The sequence below is a fragment of the gamma proteobacterium symbiont of Axiagastus rosmarus genome (assembly GCF_059730925.1).
Window position 1 is genome coordinate 620,922 of the sequence record NZ_AP035925.1, and the last position, 13,916, is coordinate 634,837.

At 56.2% G+C, this 13,916-nt stretch carries 12 protein-coding genes; 4 read left to right on the top strand and 8 right to left on the bottom strand.

Annotated features, from left to right (window positions below; translation table 11 throughout):
• Window positions 1–102 precede the first annotated feature (102 nt).
• The 3 genes from AC6I8F_RS03035 to AC6I8F_RS03045 all read left to right on the top strand — a co-directional run bounded on the left by AC6I8F_RS03035 (window position 103) and on the right by AC6I8F_RS03045 (window position 6,486).
• On the top strand, window positions 103–2,226 hold the full coding sequence (locus AC6I8F_RS03035) for an Ig-like domain-containing protein (RefSeq protein ID WP_498028493.1): 2,124 nt from the start codon (window positions 103–105) through the stop codon (window positions 2,224–2,226).
• Window positions 2,227–2,273: 47 nt separating this feature from the next.
• Window positions 2,274–3,152, top strand: a complete 879-nt coding sequence (locus AC6I8F_RS03040; protein WP_498028494.1) for an OmpA family protein — start codon at window positions 2,274–2,276, stop codon at window positions 3,150–3,152.
• Window positions 3,153–3,357: 205 nt separating this feature from the next.
• On the top strand, window positions 3,358–6,486 hold the full coding sequence (locus AC6I8F_RS03045; protein ID WP_498028495.1) for an Ig-like domain-containing protein: 3,129 nt from the start codon (window positions 3,358–3,360) through the stop codon (window positions 6,484–6,486).
• Between the two features lie 72 nt (window positions 6,487–6,558).
• Here AC6I8F_RS03045 and AC6I8F_RS03050 read toward each other — a convergent pair whose 3' ends face one another.
• Window positions 6,559–6,867 carry a putative quinol monooxygenase gene (locus AC6I8F_RS03050; protein WP_021509602.1) on the bottom strand — a complete coding sequence of 103 codons (309 nt, stop codon included), beginning with the start codon at window positions 6,865–6,867 and terminating at the stop codon, window positions 6,559–6,561.
• A gap of 36 nt (window positions 6,868–6,903) precedes the next feature.
• The gene (locus AC6I8F_RS03055; RefSeq protein ID WP_166712086.1) at window positions 6,904–7,485 is read right to left on the bottom strand and encodes an NAD(P)H-dependent oxidoreductase; all 582 of its coding nucleotides are present in this window, start codon (window positions 7,483–7,485) and stop codon (window positions 6,904–6,906) included.
• Between the two features lie 162 nt (window positions 7,486–7,647).
• On the opposite strand from AC6I8F_RS03055, the gene AC6I8F_RS03060 reads away from it, so the two are divergent.
• Window positions 7,648–8,412, top strand: coding sequence for a transporter substrate-binding domain-containing protein (locus AC6I8F_RS03060; RefSeq protein ID WP_498028496.1), 765 nt, complete (start codon window positions 7,648–7,650; stop codon window positions 8,410–8,412).
• A 169-nt stretch (window positions 8,413–8,581) separates the two neighbouring features.
• Here AC6I8F_RS03060 and AC6I8F_RS03065 read toward each other — a convergent pair whose 3' ends face one another.
• The 6 genes from AC6I8F_RS03065 to AC6I8F_RS03090 all read right to left on the bottom strand — a co-directional run bounded on the left by AC6I8F_RS03065 (window position 8,582) and on the right by AC6I8F_RS03090 (window position 13,895).
• Window positions 8,582–9,445: a ketose-bisphosphate aldolase gene (locus tag AC6I8F_RS03065; protein ID WP_021509600.1), complete on the bottom strand. Its 864-nt coding sequence runs from the start codon at window positions 9,443–9,445 to the stop codon at window positions 8,582–8,584.
• 100 nt (window positions 9,446–9,545) lie between these two features.
• The gene (locus AC6I8F_RS03070; RefSeq protein WP_498028497.1) at window positions 9,546–10,397 is read right to left on the bottom strand and encodes a class II fructose-bisphosphate aldolase; all 852 of its coding nucleotides are present in this window, start codon (window positions 10,395–10,397) and stop codon (window positions 9,546–9,548) included.
• Between the two features lie 9 nt (window positions 10,398–10,406).
• Complete coding sequence (locus AC6I8F_RS03075; protein WP_058771377.1) at window positions 10,407–11,498, bottom strand: PTS fructose transporter subunit IIC; 1,092 nt, start codon at window positions 11,496–11,498, stop codon at window positions 10,407–10,409.
• Between the two features lie 11 nt (window positions 11,499–11,509).
• Entirely contained in the window at window positions 11,510–11,824 is a 315-nt protein-coding gene (locus AC6I8F_RS03080; RefSeq protein ID WP_058771378.1) for a PTS fructose transporter subunit IIB, read from the bottom strand.
• A gap of 23 nt (window positions 11,825–11,847) precedes the next feature.
• Window positions 11,848–12,318 carry a PTS sugar transporter subunit IIA gene (locus AC6I8F_RS03085; RefSeq protein ID WP_498028498.1) on the bottom strand — a complete coding sequence of 157 codons (471 nt, stop codon included), beginning with the start codon at window positions 12,316–12,318 and terminating at the stop codon, window positions 11,848–11,850.
• Between the two features lie 17 nt (window positions 12,319–12,335).
• The gene (locus AC6I8F_RS03090) at window positions 12,336–13,895 is read right to left on the bottom strand and encodes a BglG family transcription antiterminator (protein ID WP_498028499.1); all 1,560 of its coding nucleotides are present in this window, start codon (window positions 13,893–13,895) and stop codon (window positions 12,336–12,338) included.
• Between the last annotated feature and the right edge of the window lie 21 nt (window positions 13,896–13,916).

Here is a 13,916-nt window from a genome sequence, read left to right on the forward strand (position 1 = left end):
GGATTATGTCGCAACTTTGAGCCCACCCGTGGGCAGAGCCAGGGAGATTGCGGCGCTTGCCTGCAAACGCGCAGTCAAAATTAATCGACGGAAGGAAGAATCATGAACGTTTCACCCGTAAGTGTGGCGGTTATCGATAAGAAAACCATAACCAAAGCGGAAGTGCTGCGCGCCGGTAAAGACGGCAAAGCAGTGAAGATTCAGGCAATTACCAACGGTAAATATCTGCTGACGCAGAACCAGGACGGCACCGCGCCTGAAAACATCACCGTTAAACGCGCAGGGAAAAACCTGCTGGTGATGCTGGAAGGCTCAGACGCCAGCAAGCCGGATCTGATTATCGAAGATTTCTTCGCTAAATCCGGCACCTTAGTGGGTAAAGCGGAAGACGGCGAAATGCACGCTTACGTCGCGACGGACGGCAATGCCGACCACGAAGCGGCCGCGCTGGCCGACGGCGAAACCACCGCGCTGGCGCTGGGTGAAGGCAGCGTTGATGATAATTCCGGCTACGCACTGGCCAGCGGCTTTGAATGGTCGCCGGCGCTGATTGCGCTGGGTGGCCTGGCGGCTATCGCGGCAGCGGCAGGCCTCGGCTATGTCGCGGCGAAACACCACTACGACAATAACGACGGCAGCCACAGCGGCAAAGGTGAAGGCGGCGGTGGCAGCGGCGGCGGCGATATCAGCAAGCCCACCATCAGCGATGTGATTGATGATATCGGCGACGTAACCGGTTCGGTAGCAAATGGCGGCCGCACCGACGACACCATGCCCACCTTCAACGGCACCGGTACGCCAGGCAATACCATTGAAATATGGGATGGTGAGACGCTGCTGGGTGAAGTGCTGGTGGATGACGAGGGTAACTGGACCTTTACGCCGGAAAAACCGCTGGCGGCTGGCAATCACAGCATCGTTACCGCCGAGCGTAACGCCGAAGGCGTGGTGGGTGAAAAGAGCGATCCGTGGGAATTCATCATCGATCTGACGGCGCCAGCCAAAGGCACCATCGGCAGCGTGATGGACGATATGCAGGATCCGCCGGTGCTGATCGAAAAAGGCGGCGTGACGAAAGACAATACGCCAACGCTGACCGGTAAAGCTGAAGCGGGCTCGACGGTAGAAATCTGGAACGATGGCGTGAAGCTGGGCACCGCAAAGGTGGACGCCGAGGGTAACTGGACCTTTACGGCTCCGGCGCTGCAGGATGGGCGACACGAGCTGAGCATCGTGGTGGTCGATCAGGTGGGTAACAAATCACTGCCATCCGATCCGTTCATCGTTGATGTGGACACCGTGGCGCCGGAAAATCCGGGCATCGGTGTGATTAAAGACAGCGAAGGTAATCCGCTGGAAGACGGTTCCACCACAAAAGATCTGCGTCCGACGCTGGAAGGTACCGGTGAAGATGGCGATATCGTGGTCATTATCGACAACGGCAAGCCAATTGGTTCGGTGATTGTAGAAGACGGCAAGTGGACCTTCACGCCAGAAAACAATCTGAAACCGGGCGAGCACGAGCTGGAAATCGTGGTGCGCGATCCGGCCGGTAACGAATCGCCGGCCTCAGAAAAGGTCACGATTGGGTTTGAAGGCGATACGCAAGAGCCGGGCGATCCTGATCCTGTCGACGGCCTGCCCGATCCGGACGTTCCGGTTTCTGGCATGATTGAGCATATCTTTAAAGACAATAACGACGCCGGCGTGCGTACGCCAATCGAAAACGGCGGCGCGATGAACGATCCGAGCATCATTGTCGCCGGTAAAGGCGTGCCGGGTGAACTGGTAACCATCTACATTGTCGGTCTCGAGAACAGCTACAGCTTCACTACCACGATTGGGGCTGACGGCAAATGGGAGCTGACGACGACGGATCTGGCGGATGATGTTTATCAACTGCGCGGCGTGTTCTCCAGCGATGGCGAAGTGACCGGCAAAACGGACATTTATGAAGTGGAAGTCGACACCATTCCACCACCGCCGCCGGAGATTAATGCGCTGGAGCTGGCCGGTCTTGATATTTCCGCTCTGCTTTCCCTGGACAATCATGAACTGTTCAATGAGGCCGACGATCAGCCGCAGCCGATTAATGCGGAATTACTGCAGCTTAATAACGATGCGTTTAATGACTGGAATAATCAGGAAAGCCAGAGTGGTGTGATAGCTGAAAATAATTCCCAATCAGATGCGCTGTTCTTACAGAACGAAATCGAACAATTCTAATTTATCTGGAGCATACAGGTGCAATTTATTGCACCTGTGAAACTTAAATGAAAATTGCAAAAAAATTACTTTTAGCTTCACTGGTGTGTGCGCCAGTATTCACGACTTTTTCAACCCAGGCGCAAAATTCATTTGGTGCCGCATGGCGTAGTTTATCGCCGGTATCGGCAGAGCAGGCGCGGGTGGTTTATTATCGTCCGGCTTCATTAACCGGGGAAAAACCGGCGAATATTTATGTCGACGGTGAATTCCATACGTCGTTACTGGCCGGTGGCTATACGGTGTTTTGTGTTGCGCCGGGAACGCATTCGCTGGGCAGTTATGTCAACGACGCGCCAGATTATCAGGGTAAACGCGCGCAATCGTGGACTGATAAACTGGCTGCCGGTAAAACCTACTACATTCGCGCTAACCTCGATGACAGCGGTCGTCCGCTGGTGGTCAGCCAGCAGCAGGCGCAGCAGGAATTGCTGAGCACCAAACGTCAGGCTCATCTGCTGTCACGCGCATCGTCGGTACAGCGCTGTCAGGAAGGAACAACTGAAGCTTATGATAACTATGCGTTTTCATCTGACCTGCTGTTCCGTTTCGGCAGCGCCAACAGCAACGACATCTCCGCACAGGGGCGCGAAGCACTCAGCAGTTTTGCCAGCATGCTGAAAAAGGAAAATGCTGCTCAACGCCACATCATCGTCACCGGCTTTACCGATCCGATTGGCAGCGACAGCAGCAATATTGCGCTGGGCCAGCGTCGCGCTGAGGCGGTGAAAGCACTGCTGATTGCTCAGGGAATGAATGCGGCCAATATCACCGCGCAGAGCATGGGTGAGTCTCAGGTTGATACTAACTGTTCAGGCAGCCTGCAGGAGCAGAAAGCATGCTATGCCAGCGAGCGCCGGGTTATTATCAGCGTTGAAAACAAGTAATCTGATTTAATTATTTTAGCAGCGCATTCTCACATCTCATATTGATGAGGTGTGAGGCGCTGTGCCTCGATAAAGTTATTAAGGGTTCATATAACTTAATCGATTAAGACGTTTCTCGTATTGTCTTCAGGCATAAAGAGCGAAATTAAACCTGTATTCGGCTGGAAATCCCGAAACATTATTTAACGTAAAAGGAATACACATCATGGCTAATATTACAGCAGCAGATAACGCCCGCGTTATCTCGACCAAAGACCAGTTTTATAAATGGATTGATAAAAGCGTAGGCGATGCCAACGGCGGCAAGCTGGAGATCACAATCGATGGTAGAGTGCACATTGTTGATATCAGCGAGGACGGCAAATGGTCATTCGACCCGGAAACCAGCTGGTTAGACGGCACCCATGTTATTCAGCTGGTATCGATTGATAAAGCGACTAACCCGAGTGACCCGGCTATCTTCATTCTTGATATGGATACGACGCCTCCGGCAAAACCGGAAATCTGGCGCGTGATTGATGACGCTGCGGCGGAAGATCACTACCTGACGCCGGGTGAAGCCACCAGCGATAAAACGCCGGCGCTGGCTGGTGTGGCAGAGCCTGGCACCATTGTTACCCTGTACGATAACGGTAAAGAGATCGGCTCAGTGGTAGCAGACAAAATGGGCGCATGGAGCATCACGCCGGAGCTGGCAGACGGCGAGCACCAACTGACCGTGATGGCGAAGGATACGGTTGGTCATGAAAGCCCGATCTCTGATGCTTTCAACCTGACGATTGCTGACGGTGTGGTCACTCAGGCGGTTAACGAAGCGGTATCTGTAACACCAGCAGAATCAACCACTATGGACGCGGATCCGTTTCCGGGTAAACCCATTAAAACCATCAATAAAAACATTATCTCGTTGAGTGCTGATAATGCTGAACCCAATGCATTAGTACAGATCGTTATTGATCAAACAGTTTACACTACCCGTGCTGATGGCAGCGGCAAATGGCAGTTTGACTCGCCGGAAATGAAAGAGGGTTTGCACGTTGCCGGCATTCGTTATCTGGACCGTGCGGGTAACTGGGGACCATCAACTCAGCTTATCCGCAATATCGACACCTCTGCACCAGAAGCGCCGCAGATTATGCGCGTGATCGATAATGAAGGCAGCGCGGATACCTATCTGACGCCGGGCAACTACACCAATGACAAAACCCCAACCCTGTACGGTGTTGCCCAGCCGGACAGCGTAGTAAAAATCTACGATATTCGCTCCAATGTGATTGGCAGTGTAAAAGCCGGCGCCGATGGCCGCTGGAGCTTCACGCCGGAACTGACCACCGACGGCACCCACGTGTTCAGCGCCAGCTACACCGATCGTTTCGGTGCCGAAAGCCCGCGTTCTGACAACTTCGCGCTGACGCTGGATACCTCTGTGCCAGGCACGCCATCACTGAGTGAGGTGTTGGATGACGAAGGCCGCGTTACCGGTCCGCTGAAGTCAGGTGACATTACTGATGACAAAACCCCAACCCTGTCGGGCGTGGCGGATGCCGGCGTGATCGTGCGCGTGTGGGACGGTGACAAACTGATTGGTTCTACCGTGGCGAACGAGCGCGGCCAGTGGAAACTGGACGTTGAGCTGGATGACGGTGAGCACTCGCTGGTCGTGGATTCCGTCAGCAAAGGCGGCACCGTTTCTGAGAAAACCGATCCGTTCAAACTGGTTATCGACAGCAACATCCTGCCGGCACCGGTGGTGGATGAGATGGTCGCCAACAACGGTGATGAAGAGCGTGTTCTGCAGCCAGGCGATTCAACTAACGACACCACGCCAGTGCTGCGCGGTGAAGGCAACGACGGCGACATCATCTATGTAATTGTTGACGGCGGCACTGAGCCGGTGGCAACCGCGATTGTTAAAGATGGCAAGTGGGAAATTGAATTACCAGAGCTGGCAGAAGGTTCACACGATATTGAACTGATCGCCAAAGATCCGGCTAGCGGCAAAGAGTCACCGACTTCAGATCCAATCAACGTGATTATCGATATTACGCCACCGGATCAGCCGAAACCACCAACGATTGTCGATAACGAAGGGGAGAACACCGGTCCGGTTGAACCAGGTAAGCCAATCGATGACAACCGTCCAGGTTTCGGCGGCGAAGGCGGTACCCCTGGCGACAAAGTGGAAGTCATCATTGATGACGGTAAAGGTAATCCGGTGGTGATTGGTACCGGTATCGTGGGCGAAGACGGCAAGTGGGAAGTGAAACCTGAGAACCCAATCGATGACGGTAACTATCAGGTTATCATCGAGATCACCGATCCGGCCGGCAACGAATCGCAGCCATCCGATCCTATCGATCTGATTATCGATACCAAAAAGCCTGGCTCAATGGAAGGTTCGTACATACTGGAGGATAACGTCGGTCCTATCCAGGGTGAGATCGAAAATGGCACGGTCACCGATGACAAACAGCCAACGCTGAAGGGCACGTCACCGGATCTGTCGCAGGTCATCATCTACATCGACGATCGGGAACCTGTCGTGGTTGATGTTAAGGATGGCAAGTGGAGCTACGAGCTGCCAGAACTGGGCGAAGGCAACCATAAAGTTGAAGTACAGCCAGTGAGCCAGTCCGGTGTGAAAGGCGATAAAGAGGCGGCGATTAACTTTGACGTTGATACCACTAAGCCGGTGCCAGTAGAAGGCGGCGACAAGGCTAACTTCGAAGGCGTCTTCGCTGATAAAACCGGCACTGAAATTCCTGTACGGTCGGACACCAACGATGACACGCTGATCTTCAGAGGTAAGGGCTCAGAAGACGGTACTATCGTGATGATTTGGGGCGACGAAGCGCGTACCCAGCTGATCGGTTCTACCGTGGTAGAAAACGGCGTGTGGCGCTATGAGTCAGACAAACTGGCAGAAGGCGATTATGCCTTTAACGTCACGGTTCGCGATGCAGCCGGAAACGAACTGGTCATCGACCATACCGTTAAGACCAACGTCGACGTCACCCCGCCGCCGCCGCCAGAGATCAACTCGATCTTCGCTGCGGGTGCCACGGATGTAGAAGGGCTGATGAGCATGTCGCTGAACGACATCATGACGCAGGGTCAGGATTCACTGTTTATCGACAACGGCAAGTCACAGCTGGTCGTGAACGCTAAACAGGGCGAGGCGCTGACGCTGGAAGACATCCTGCCAGCCGGTGAAGATGCCAGTTCCTGGCAGCAGGCGACCGGTACCGTCACCGTCGGCGGCACCGAGTACAACGTCTACAGCAACGGTGATGCGGAACTGCTGGTGCAGAACCTGCACAACGAACAGCACTGATCATTGATTAGCTGCTAAACAAAAGCCCCGGTCGCAAAACCGGGGCTTTTTTTATGCCTGCATCGGAGAAAATCAGGCGGTCGGTTCCAGCACCAGAATTTTCACGTCCACCACGTCATCTTTGATGGTGGCGCGGTGCGCATCCATGTGCGGCATCTGCTGATGCTGCTCCAGATGGCGCAGCGATTCCCACTGCTCAAGCATAAAGATCGAGTCTGGCGAGTTCTGCTTCCACGGCACCTGCGCCTGGTGATCGACCAGCGCATCGTACTGATGGCAACCCTCTTCTTCCAGCACGACAGGGATCAGTTTATTAATCGCCTCCAGTACCTGCTGACGGCGGCCCGGCTTAACGCAAATTTCTGCAACCACAGTTAACATAACGCTTCCTTCTGTTTTTTCCCGGTGTGCTTACAGTTAAGCAAAGATCTGGCTGAGATGAGTCCGATAACGTGCGATATCACGCGGCACGTCCGGCTGTTTAATCACGTCGTTACAGATAAAGGTCGGCAGACTTTCCATGCCGAGGAACTGATTGGCTTTATGGAAGTGCAGGTACAGGCCGTCCACGCCGACGCCTTCAAAAAACTGGTCGGGGTCGGTAAAGGCTTCCAGCGGCGCGTTCCAGGTCAGCGACAGCATGTATTTTTTGCCCTCAATCAGGCCGCCGGAACCGTATTTTTTGCTGGCATCGCTGCGCGAACGGCCATCGCTGGCGTATAGCGCGCCGTGGCCCAGAGTAAATACCTCATCGATGTACTTTTTCACCGTCCACGGCTCGCCCATCCACCAGCCCGGCATCTGATAAATCACCACGTCGCTGTCGAGATATTTCTGCACTTCGTCTGCCACGTTGTAGTCGCTATCGGCAACGGTCACCTGAACCTCATGGCCCAGATCGCGCAGCTGGCTGGCCGCCACCTCGGTCAGGGTATGGTTCAGTTCGCCTTTGGAATGGGCAAAGGTCTTGCCGCCGTCAATAATCAAAATCTTGCTCATGGATAATTCGCTCCGTTTCTCGTAGATGCCGCCCACTCTACGCGCGCGCGCGGGGCAAAAAAATGCGTGATTGATCACAAGACTTTTGCTCTTAAAGCAATAATGCCGTCACTTATGCAACAATCCGCACGCAAACCAACATCCACTTAAAAAGAACACACCATGAAAACTGTGATACTGAGTACTTTACTTCTGGTGGCCGGCGCGGCTCAGGCGCAATCCCACCTTGATGACGTTCGCCAGAGCAAAATCCTGAAGGTCTGCACCACCGGCGATTACAAGCCTTACACCTTTTTGCGCAGCGACGGCCAGTATGAAGGGCTGGACATCAGCATGGCGCAGTCGCTGGCCGCCAGCCTCGGCGCAAAGGTGCAGTGGGTACCAACCACGTGGAAAACCCTGAGCGAAGATTTCGTGGCGAAACAGTGTGATATCGCGCTGGGCGGTGTCTCCGTGACGCTAAAACGTCAGCAGATTGCCTGGTTCGCCCAGCCGCTGGGCGTCGATGGCAAGATTCCGCTGGTACGCTGCGCGGATAAAGCGAAGTACCAGACGGTTGAGCAGATCAACCAGCCGCATGTGCGGGTAATCGAGCCAGCCGGTGGCACCAACGAAGCGTTTGTGCACAGTCATCTGCCGCAGGCCAGCCTGCAACTGGCGGAGAACACCGGCATTTTCCAGCAGCTGGTGGATAACCAAGCCGACGTAATGATTACCGATGCTTCCGAAGCGCTGTTCCAGCAGCAGCACTATCCGTCGCTGTGTGCCATCAATCCGCAACAGCCGATGCAATATGGCGAGAAGGCTTACATGATTCCGCGTGATGATATGAGCTGGAAGCTGTATGTCGATCAGTGGCTGCACCTCAGCACCGCCACCGGTGAATATGCGCAGATCGCCAGACAGTGGCTGGGCGTGGTGAAGTAATCGTTAGCGATAAAGGGTATTACGACAGGCGTTACCGTCCCGTAGCGGCGCAATTTATTGCGCAATCAGCAGCAGTGCGGCGGGTGAATACGTGTGATAAATCGCGCCGCTACGGCATGTGCAACTGACATCCTGCACTTGCGTAGCGGCCCTATTTATTGTTTTGAAATCAACGATACAACCCGGCTTTACCCAGCCCGCCAAACAGATTCATCTTGTAGCGAATCACCGCTTTCGCGGCGGCGATGGCGTCCGGATAAATCACATTCGGATCCCACCAGCTCTCCCGCGCGAGGATCTCGCGCAGTCGGGCGAAATAGGCAAACTTCATGTCGCTGGAGATATTGATCTTGCCTACGCCTAGCGTCACCGCCTCGGCGATCTCCGCGTCCGGATTGGCCGAACCGCCGTGCAGCACCAGCGGAATGTCTACGCGCTGGGAGATATCCTTCAGAATGTGCATCTGCAGCTCGGGTTTCATATCTTTGGGATAGATACCGTGCGCGGTGCCAATCGCCACCGCCAGCGTATCGACGCCGGTGCGCTGCACAAAATCTTCCGCCTGCGCCGGTTCGGTGTAGATCACCTTGCTCACGCCGCCTTCCACCGTGGTGCCGGTATCGCCGATGGTGCCGAGCTCGCCTTCCACCGACACGCCCACCGCGTGCGCCAGCTTCACCACCTCTTTGGTCAGCGCCACGTTCTCTTCGTACGGCAGCAGCGAGCCGTCAATCATCACCGAGGTAAAGCCGCACTGAATAGCGCGCAGCACCTGCGCAATTGAAGCGCCGTGATCGAGGTGAATGGTAAACGGCACGCGGCTTTTCAGAGTGCGTTCGCGCACGTAGCCAAAAAATTCATCAGTGACAAATTCCAGTTCGCTCGGATGGATAGAAATAATGGCGGGCGTGTTAGTGGCTTCGGCTTCTTCCACCACGGCCCGGATAAAGCAGCTGTCAGCGACGTTAAATGCGCCGATGGCGAAGCGATGTTCACGGGTCGGGGCCAGCATCTCTTTCATTGAAATCAACATGTTTATATTTCCTTAGCGTGAGTTTTACCAGAGCCGGCGCACGCGCCGACCCGATGAGGGATAAAAAGAAACAGTTGGAAATTGCGCCGCGATCGGGGCGTCAGTAGCGGTTTGCCGACCCTGACCAGCTCAGATATTCAATAACCACTTCGCGACAGGCGGATTCCATCAGCGCCAGCACATCAGCCAGCTCAGCCTGCGGGTGCTGGCGCAGCGCCTGCTGCACCGCGTGCTTACCAGCGTCGAACACCGCAGCGCCGACGTTGATCTTGGCGACGCCACAGGCGCTGACGCGGCGTATATCCTCCGCCGGGGTGCCCGAGCCGCCGTGCAGCGCCAGCGGCCGCGTCGTCACCGCGTGCAGCTGCTGCAGCCGTTCGAAGTCGATCTTCGGCTTTACGCCTGGCGGATAAAGCCCGTGCGCGGTACCGACCGAAATCGCCAGCAGGTCGATGCCGGTCTGCTCAATAAACGGCAGTACGTCTTCCACCTGCGTCATCTTCACGGCGGCATCGGCCAGTTCATATGTGGGCGCATCGGCGATATGCCCCAGCTCGCCTTCAACGCACACGCCAGCGGTATGCGCCATCTTCACTACCGCTGCGGTCTGACGAATATTGTCCGCCAGCGGCTCGGCCGATGCGTCAATCATCAGCCCGGTAAAGCCGGCGCGAAACGCCTGACCAATCAGCGGAAAAGCTTTGCCGTGGTCGAGCGCCAGCGCCACCGGCACCGCGGCCTGAGCCGCCAGCGCCTGTACCAGCGGTGCCGCCACCGCTGGCGGGAAATGCGCGCTGTGTCCCTGATACACGTTGAGAATCAGCGGCGCGCGCTGCTGTTCGGCTGCCTGAATCGCCGCACGGGCGGTTTCGAGGTTGAAGCAGTTGATCGCCAGCACCGCGTACTTGTGCTGGAAGGCGGCCTGAATCAGGTCATTCATCATGGCAAACATGCGGGCTCCTTATTCCAGAGTGAATTTGATCTCTTCATCGCGGACGCCGGGTGCTTCCACGTCATCGAACTCTTCATCCTGCTGCGTGACCGGTTTTTTCATCAGCGACAGCATCACGCCGCACACCACGGTGCCGATGCCGAGCGCCAGGCAGAACAGCCACGGTTTGGTGAAGAGCGGCACCACGAACATGCCACCGTGCGGCACCGGCGCTTCCACGCCCCACACCATAATCAGTCCGCCGGCCAGCGCTGAGGCCACCACGCAGCTGGCCACCACGCGCAGCAGGTCGCGTGCCGCAATCGGAATCACGCCTTCGGTAATCATGCAGATGCCCATCGGGAAGGCGGCTTTCAGCGCCTCTTTCTCTGCTTTGGTGTATTTGTGGCGCGTCAGCAGATAAGAGAGGGTGATGCCGAACGGCGGAATGATGGAGCCGACAAACTTCACCGCTTCCGGACCGTAAATGCCGTCGACCAGCATGCCGTCGGCGAACAGCGACATGGTTTTATTGATCGGCCCGCCAAAGTCGAAGGTGGCCATCGCGCCGAGGATGGCGCCCATCACGAACTTTGAGCCGCCCTGCATGGACTCCAGCAGATGAATCAGCGTCTTTTGCAGCCAGACGATCGGCTGGCCGATAAAGGTCATCATCAGCAGTCCGGCGATGATGGTGCTGAGCAGCGGCAGCACCATGATCGGCATCAGCCCCTGCATCGACTGCGGCAGCCTGATCACCCGGCGCAGCAGCAGCACGGTATAGCCGACGAGGAAACCGCCCAGAATGCCGCCGATAAAGCCGGTGCCGATCTGGCCGCAGATAAAGCCGACGATCAGGCCAGGCGCAAAGCCGGGACGATCGGCAATCGAGTAGGCGATGGCGGCGCTGATCAGCGGCACAATCAGCCCCATGCCCCAGCCGCCGATCTGGTTCAGCATCCACGCAATGCTGCCGGTCTGCTTGCCGACGTCCGGCCCGCCAATCACCTGGCCGAGCGCAATGCAGATGCCGGCGGCGACGATCAGCGGGATCATCCATGAGATGCCGGTGAGCAGGTGGCCTTTGATCTCCTGGCCGTACTGACGTTTGTGATCGCTCATGATCGATCTCCTCAGGCGCGCGCCAGTGAATCCGCCACTTTTTCGAGGAATTTCACCGGTGACCTGATCACCACTTCGGTTTTCACTCGCACGATGGGTTTGCCCTGAAAGCGCTCTTCGCCGTTGATCTTGACGTCAACCGCAAGGATCACCACGTCAGCGGCGTCGATCTGCTCACGCGTCAGCGGCGTTTCAGTGCCGATGGTGCCCTGGGTTTCAACGTGGATGGTGTGGCCCAGCGCGTGAGCCCCCTTAATCAGTTTTTCGCGCGCAATGTAGGTATGCGCGATGCCTGCGGTGCAGGCCGCTACACAGACGATATTCATGTGGCACCTCAAGGTGTTGGGTGTTAACAGAGGTCGGTTTCGGCGTACTGACTAAACAGCCGGATGATATTGCCGGGCTCATTCTCCGCCAGCAGTCGGGCTATCACCTCATCATCGGCCAGCGCGCTGGCCACCTGCGACAACAGGCGAATATGGGTGGTGTTCTGATCTTCCAGCCGCACGGCGAACAGGATGATGCAGCGCACCTGGCTGCCATCCAGCGTTTCCCACGGAATGTCCTGCTGGGTGCGGCCGATGGCGAGCGTGGTTTGTCTGACCGCCGACGATTTGCCGTGCGGAATCGCGATATGGTTTTCGAAGCCGGTCGAGCCTTCCGCTTCACGCAGCCAGACATCGGCAATAAACGCGGCGCGATCGCTGATGGCGCCGTCACTCACCAGCAGATCGGTGAGTTCGTTGATCGCCTCTTCTTTACTGGTGGCGCTAAGCGCCAGGTTAACGCGGCGCGGCGTCAGAATGCGGGAAATGTCCATGGTTGCTCCTCATTCAATCAGTGTGCGGCCAACGCGCAGGGCGTGCCGTTGGGCAGCTGGCTGCCAATCATGGCGTCAGTGACCCGCCGGATATCGTCATCATTAAAAAAGGCGCTGACATACACGGCCGGAATGGCACCGGCGTCGAGGTGGATGGTGGTGATCACCAAATCCACCGCGTGGTGCTGACAAAACGCCGCCTGATTGCTGGCTGACACCACGCCGGCAATTTCCCAGTCCGGAAAGGCGCGTAAAATGCGGCTCTTGAGCAGGTGTGAGGTGCCCACGCCGCTGGAGCACACCACCAGGATGCGTTTGTGGGCGATCTGCCGCTCCAGTGCCGCCTGGAAATGAACGCACAGATAACCAATTTCATCCTCAGCCACCGGCGACAGGGCGAAGGTGCGCGCGGTCAGCTGCATTGCCTGCTGAGTCAGAAAAAATATCTCTTTCATTTCCTGTTTAATATCATCCAGCAGCGGATTGCGAATATGAATGTGATATTTAAGCCGGTTTAATAATGGTTTTATGTGCACCAGTAAACCGTCAAATAATAAACGGTCCTGAGATAAGTCCTGCTGAATAAACGCCGAGAAACGATCAATTAATTCGCAGGTTATTTTAACCGACTCGGCAGTGGAAAATTGATTATGCAGCGTCACCTGATCGCCACGCTCTTCCACCACAATGCCGGAGGAGACGATATATTGATAAATAAAACCGACTTCATCGGCCGGCAATGCACAGCCGATGCGCTGCTCAATGCGCGCCACCATCTGCCGGGCAATGGTGAGAATCGACTGATCGAGATCGTGCGCGGTGGTGAGAATGTCCAGCGCCAGCGCGTTGCCCTGCGCCATGCGGTGCATCATGATCAGGATGTGCGTGCACAGATTGAGATACCAGGCATCGCCCAGCGGATAACTCAGCTGCTGCTCCATCTGTTGCAGCAGCGCCTGCACAAAGGCCACATCCTCTTCGCCAAAATAGTGCACCAGCGCCTGCTGGCTACCAGGATCGAGCCGCGGCAGCAGCGGCGTACCGGCGACCTGTTGCTGCATCACATCGTTGATCAGCGACACCATCGCCTGACGCAGCGCCTGCTCATGGCCCTCTATATGCGTACCGCCCGGGCCGCGCTGCAGCGTTAATCCCAGCGGCTGCAGCCACTCTTCGATTACTTTCAGGTCGTTCACAATCGAGGCGTGGCTGATAAAGTAGCGCTCGGACAGCTTACTGATTGACGTGGCACGCGGCGCATCGCTCAGTAGCTGGGAGGCGATTTTTATCCGTCGGCTGTTATGACTGAGCGCGTCGCCGGCCTCGTCGCCGTTCAGCTGCTGCTCCAGCTGCAAACGCTGCTGCATATCCTCAACCCGCAGCCGCACACCGCGGCCAGGGGTTTTCTCCAGCGTCAGCGCCCAGTTGCTGAGCCAGCTCTCCAGCCACTGCAGGTCGCGCTGAATGGTCTTTCCGGAGACACCGAGCTGTAACGCCAGCTGACCAATCGGCTGCGGCGCCGCCTGTTGCAACAGCAATTTCATTAACCGGTGTTGTCGCGAAGTCAGTATTTGCATTCGGTCACCCTTTATTTTGGT

Coding starts and splice junctions, on each gene's coding strand:
- AC6I8F_RS03035 (WP_498028493.1), top strand. CDS start 103: ATGAACGTTTCACCCGTAAGTGTGGCGGTTATCGATAAGAAAACCATA.
- AC6I8F_RS03050 (WP_021509602.1), bottom strand. CDS start 6,867: ATGTTAACTGTGGTTGCAGAAATTTGCGTTAAGCCGGGCCGCCGTCAG.
- AC6I8F_RS03090 (WP_498028499.1), bottom strand. CDS start 13,895: ATGCAAATACTGACTTCGCGACAACACCGGTTAATGAAATTGCTGTTG.
- AC6I8F_RS03055 (WP_166712086.1), bottom strand. CDS start 7,485: ATGAGCAAGATTTTGATTATTGACGGCGGCAAGACCTTTGCCCATTCC.
- AC6I8F_RS03085 (WP_498028498.1), bottom strand. CDS start 12,318: ATGGACATTTCCCGCATTCTGACGCCGCGCCGCGTTAACCTGGCGCTT.
- AC6I8F_RS03065 (WP_021509600.1), bottom strand. CDS start 9,445: ATGTTGATTTCAATGAAAGAGATGCTGGCCCCGACCCGTGAACATCGC.
- AC6I8F_RS03070 (WP_498028497.1), bottom strand. CDS start 10,397: ATGTTTGCCATGATGAATGACCTGATTCAGGCCGCCTTCCAGCACAAG.
- AC6I8F_RS03045 (WP_498028495.1), top strand. CDS start 3,358: ATGGCTAATATTACAGCAGCAGATAACGCCCGCGTTATCTCGACCAAA.
- AC6I8F_RS03080 (WP_058771378.1), bottom strand. CDS start 11,824: ATGAATATCGTCTGTGTAGCGGCCTGCACCGCAGGCATCGCGCATACC.
- AC6I8F_RS03060 (WP_498028496.1), top strand. CDS start 7,648: ATGAAAACTGTGATACTGAGTACTTTACTTCTGGTGGCCGGCGCGGCT.
- AC6I8F_RS03040 (WP_498028494.1), top strand. CDS start 2,274: ATGAAAATTGCAAAAAAATTACTTTTAGCTTCACTGGTGTGTGCGCCA.
- AC6I8F_RS03075 (WP_058771377.1), bottom strand. CDS start 11,498: ATGAGCGATCACAAACGTCAGTACGGCCAGGAGATCAAAGGCCACCTG.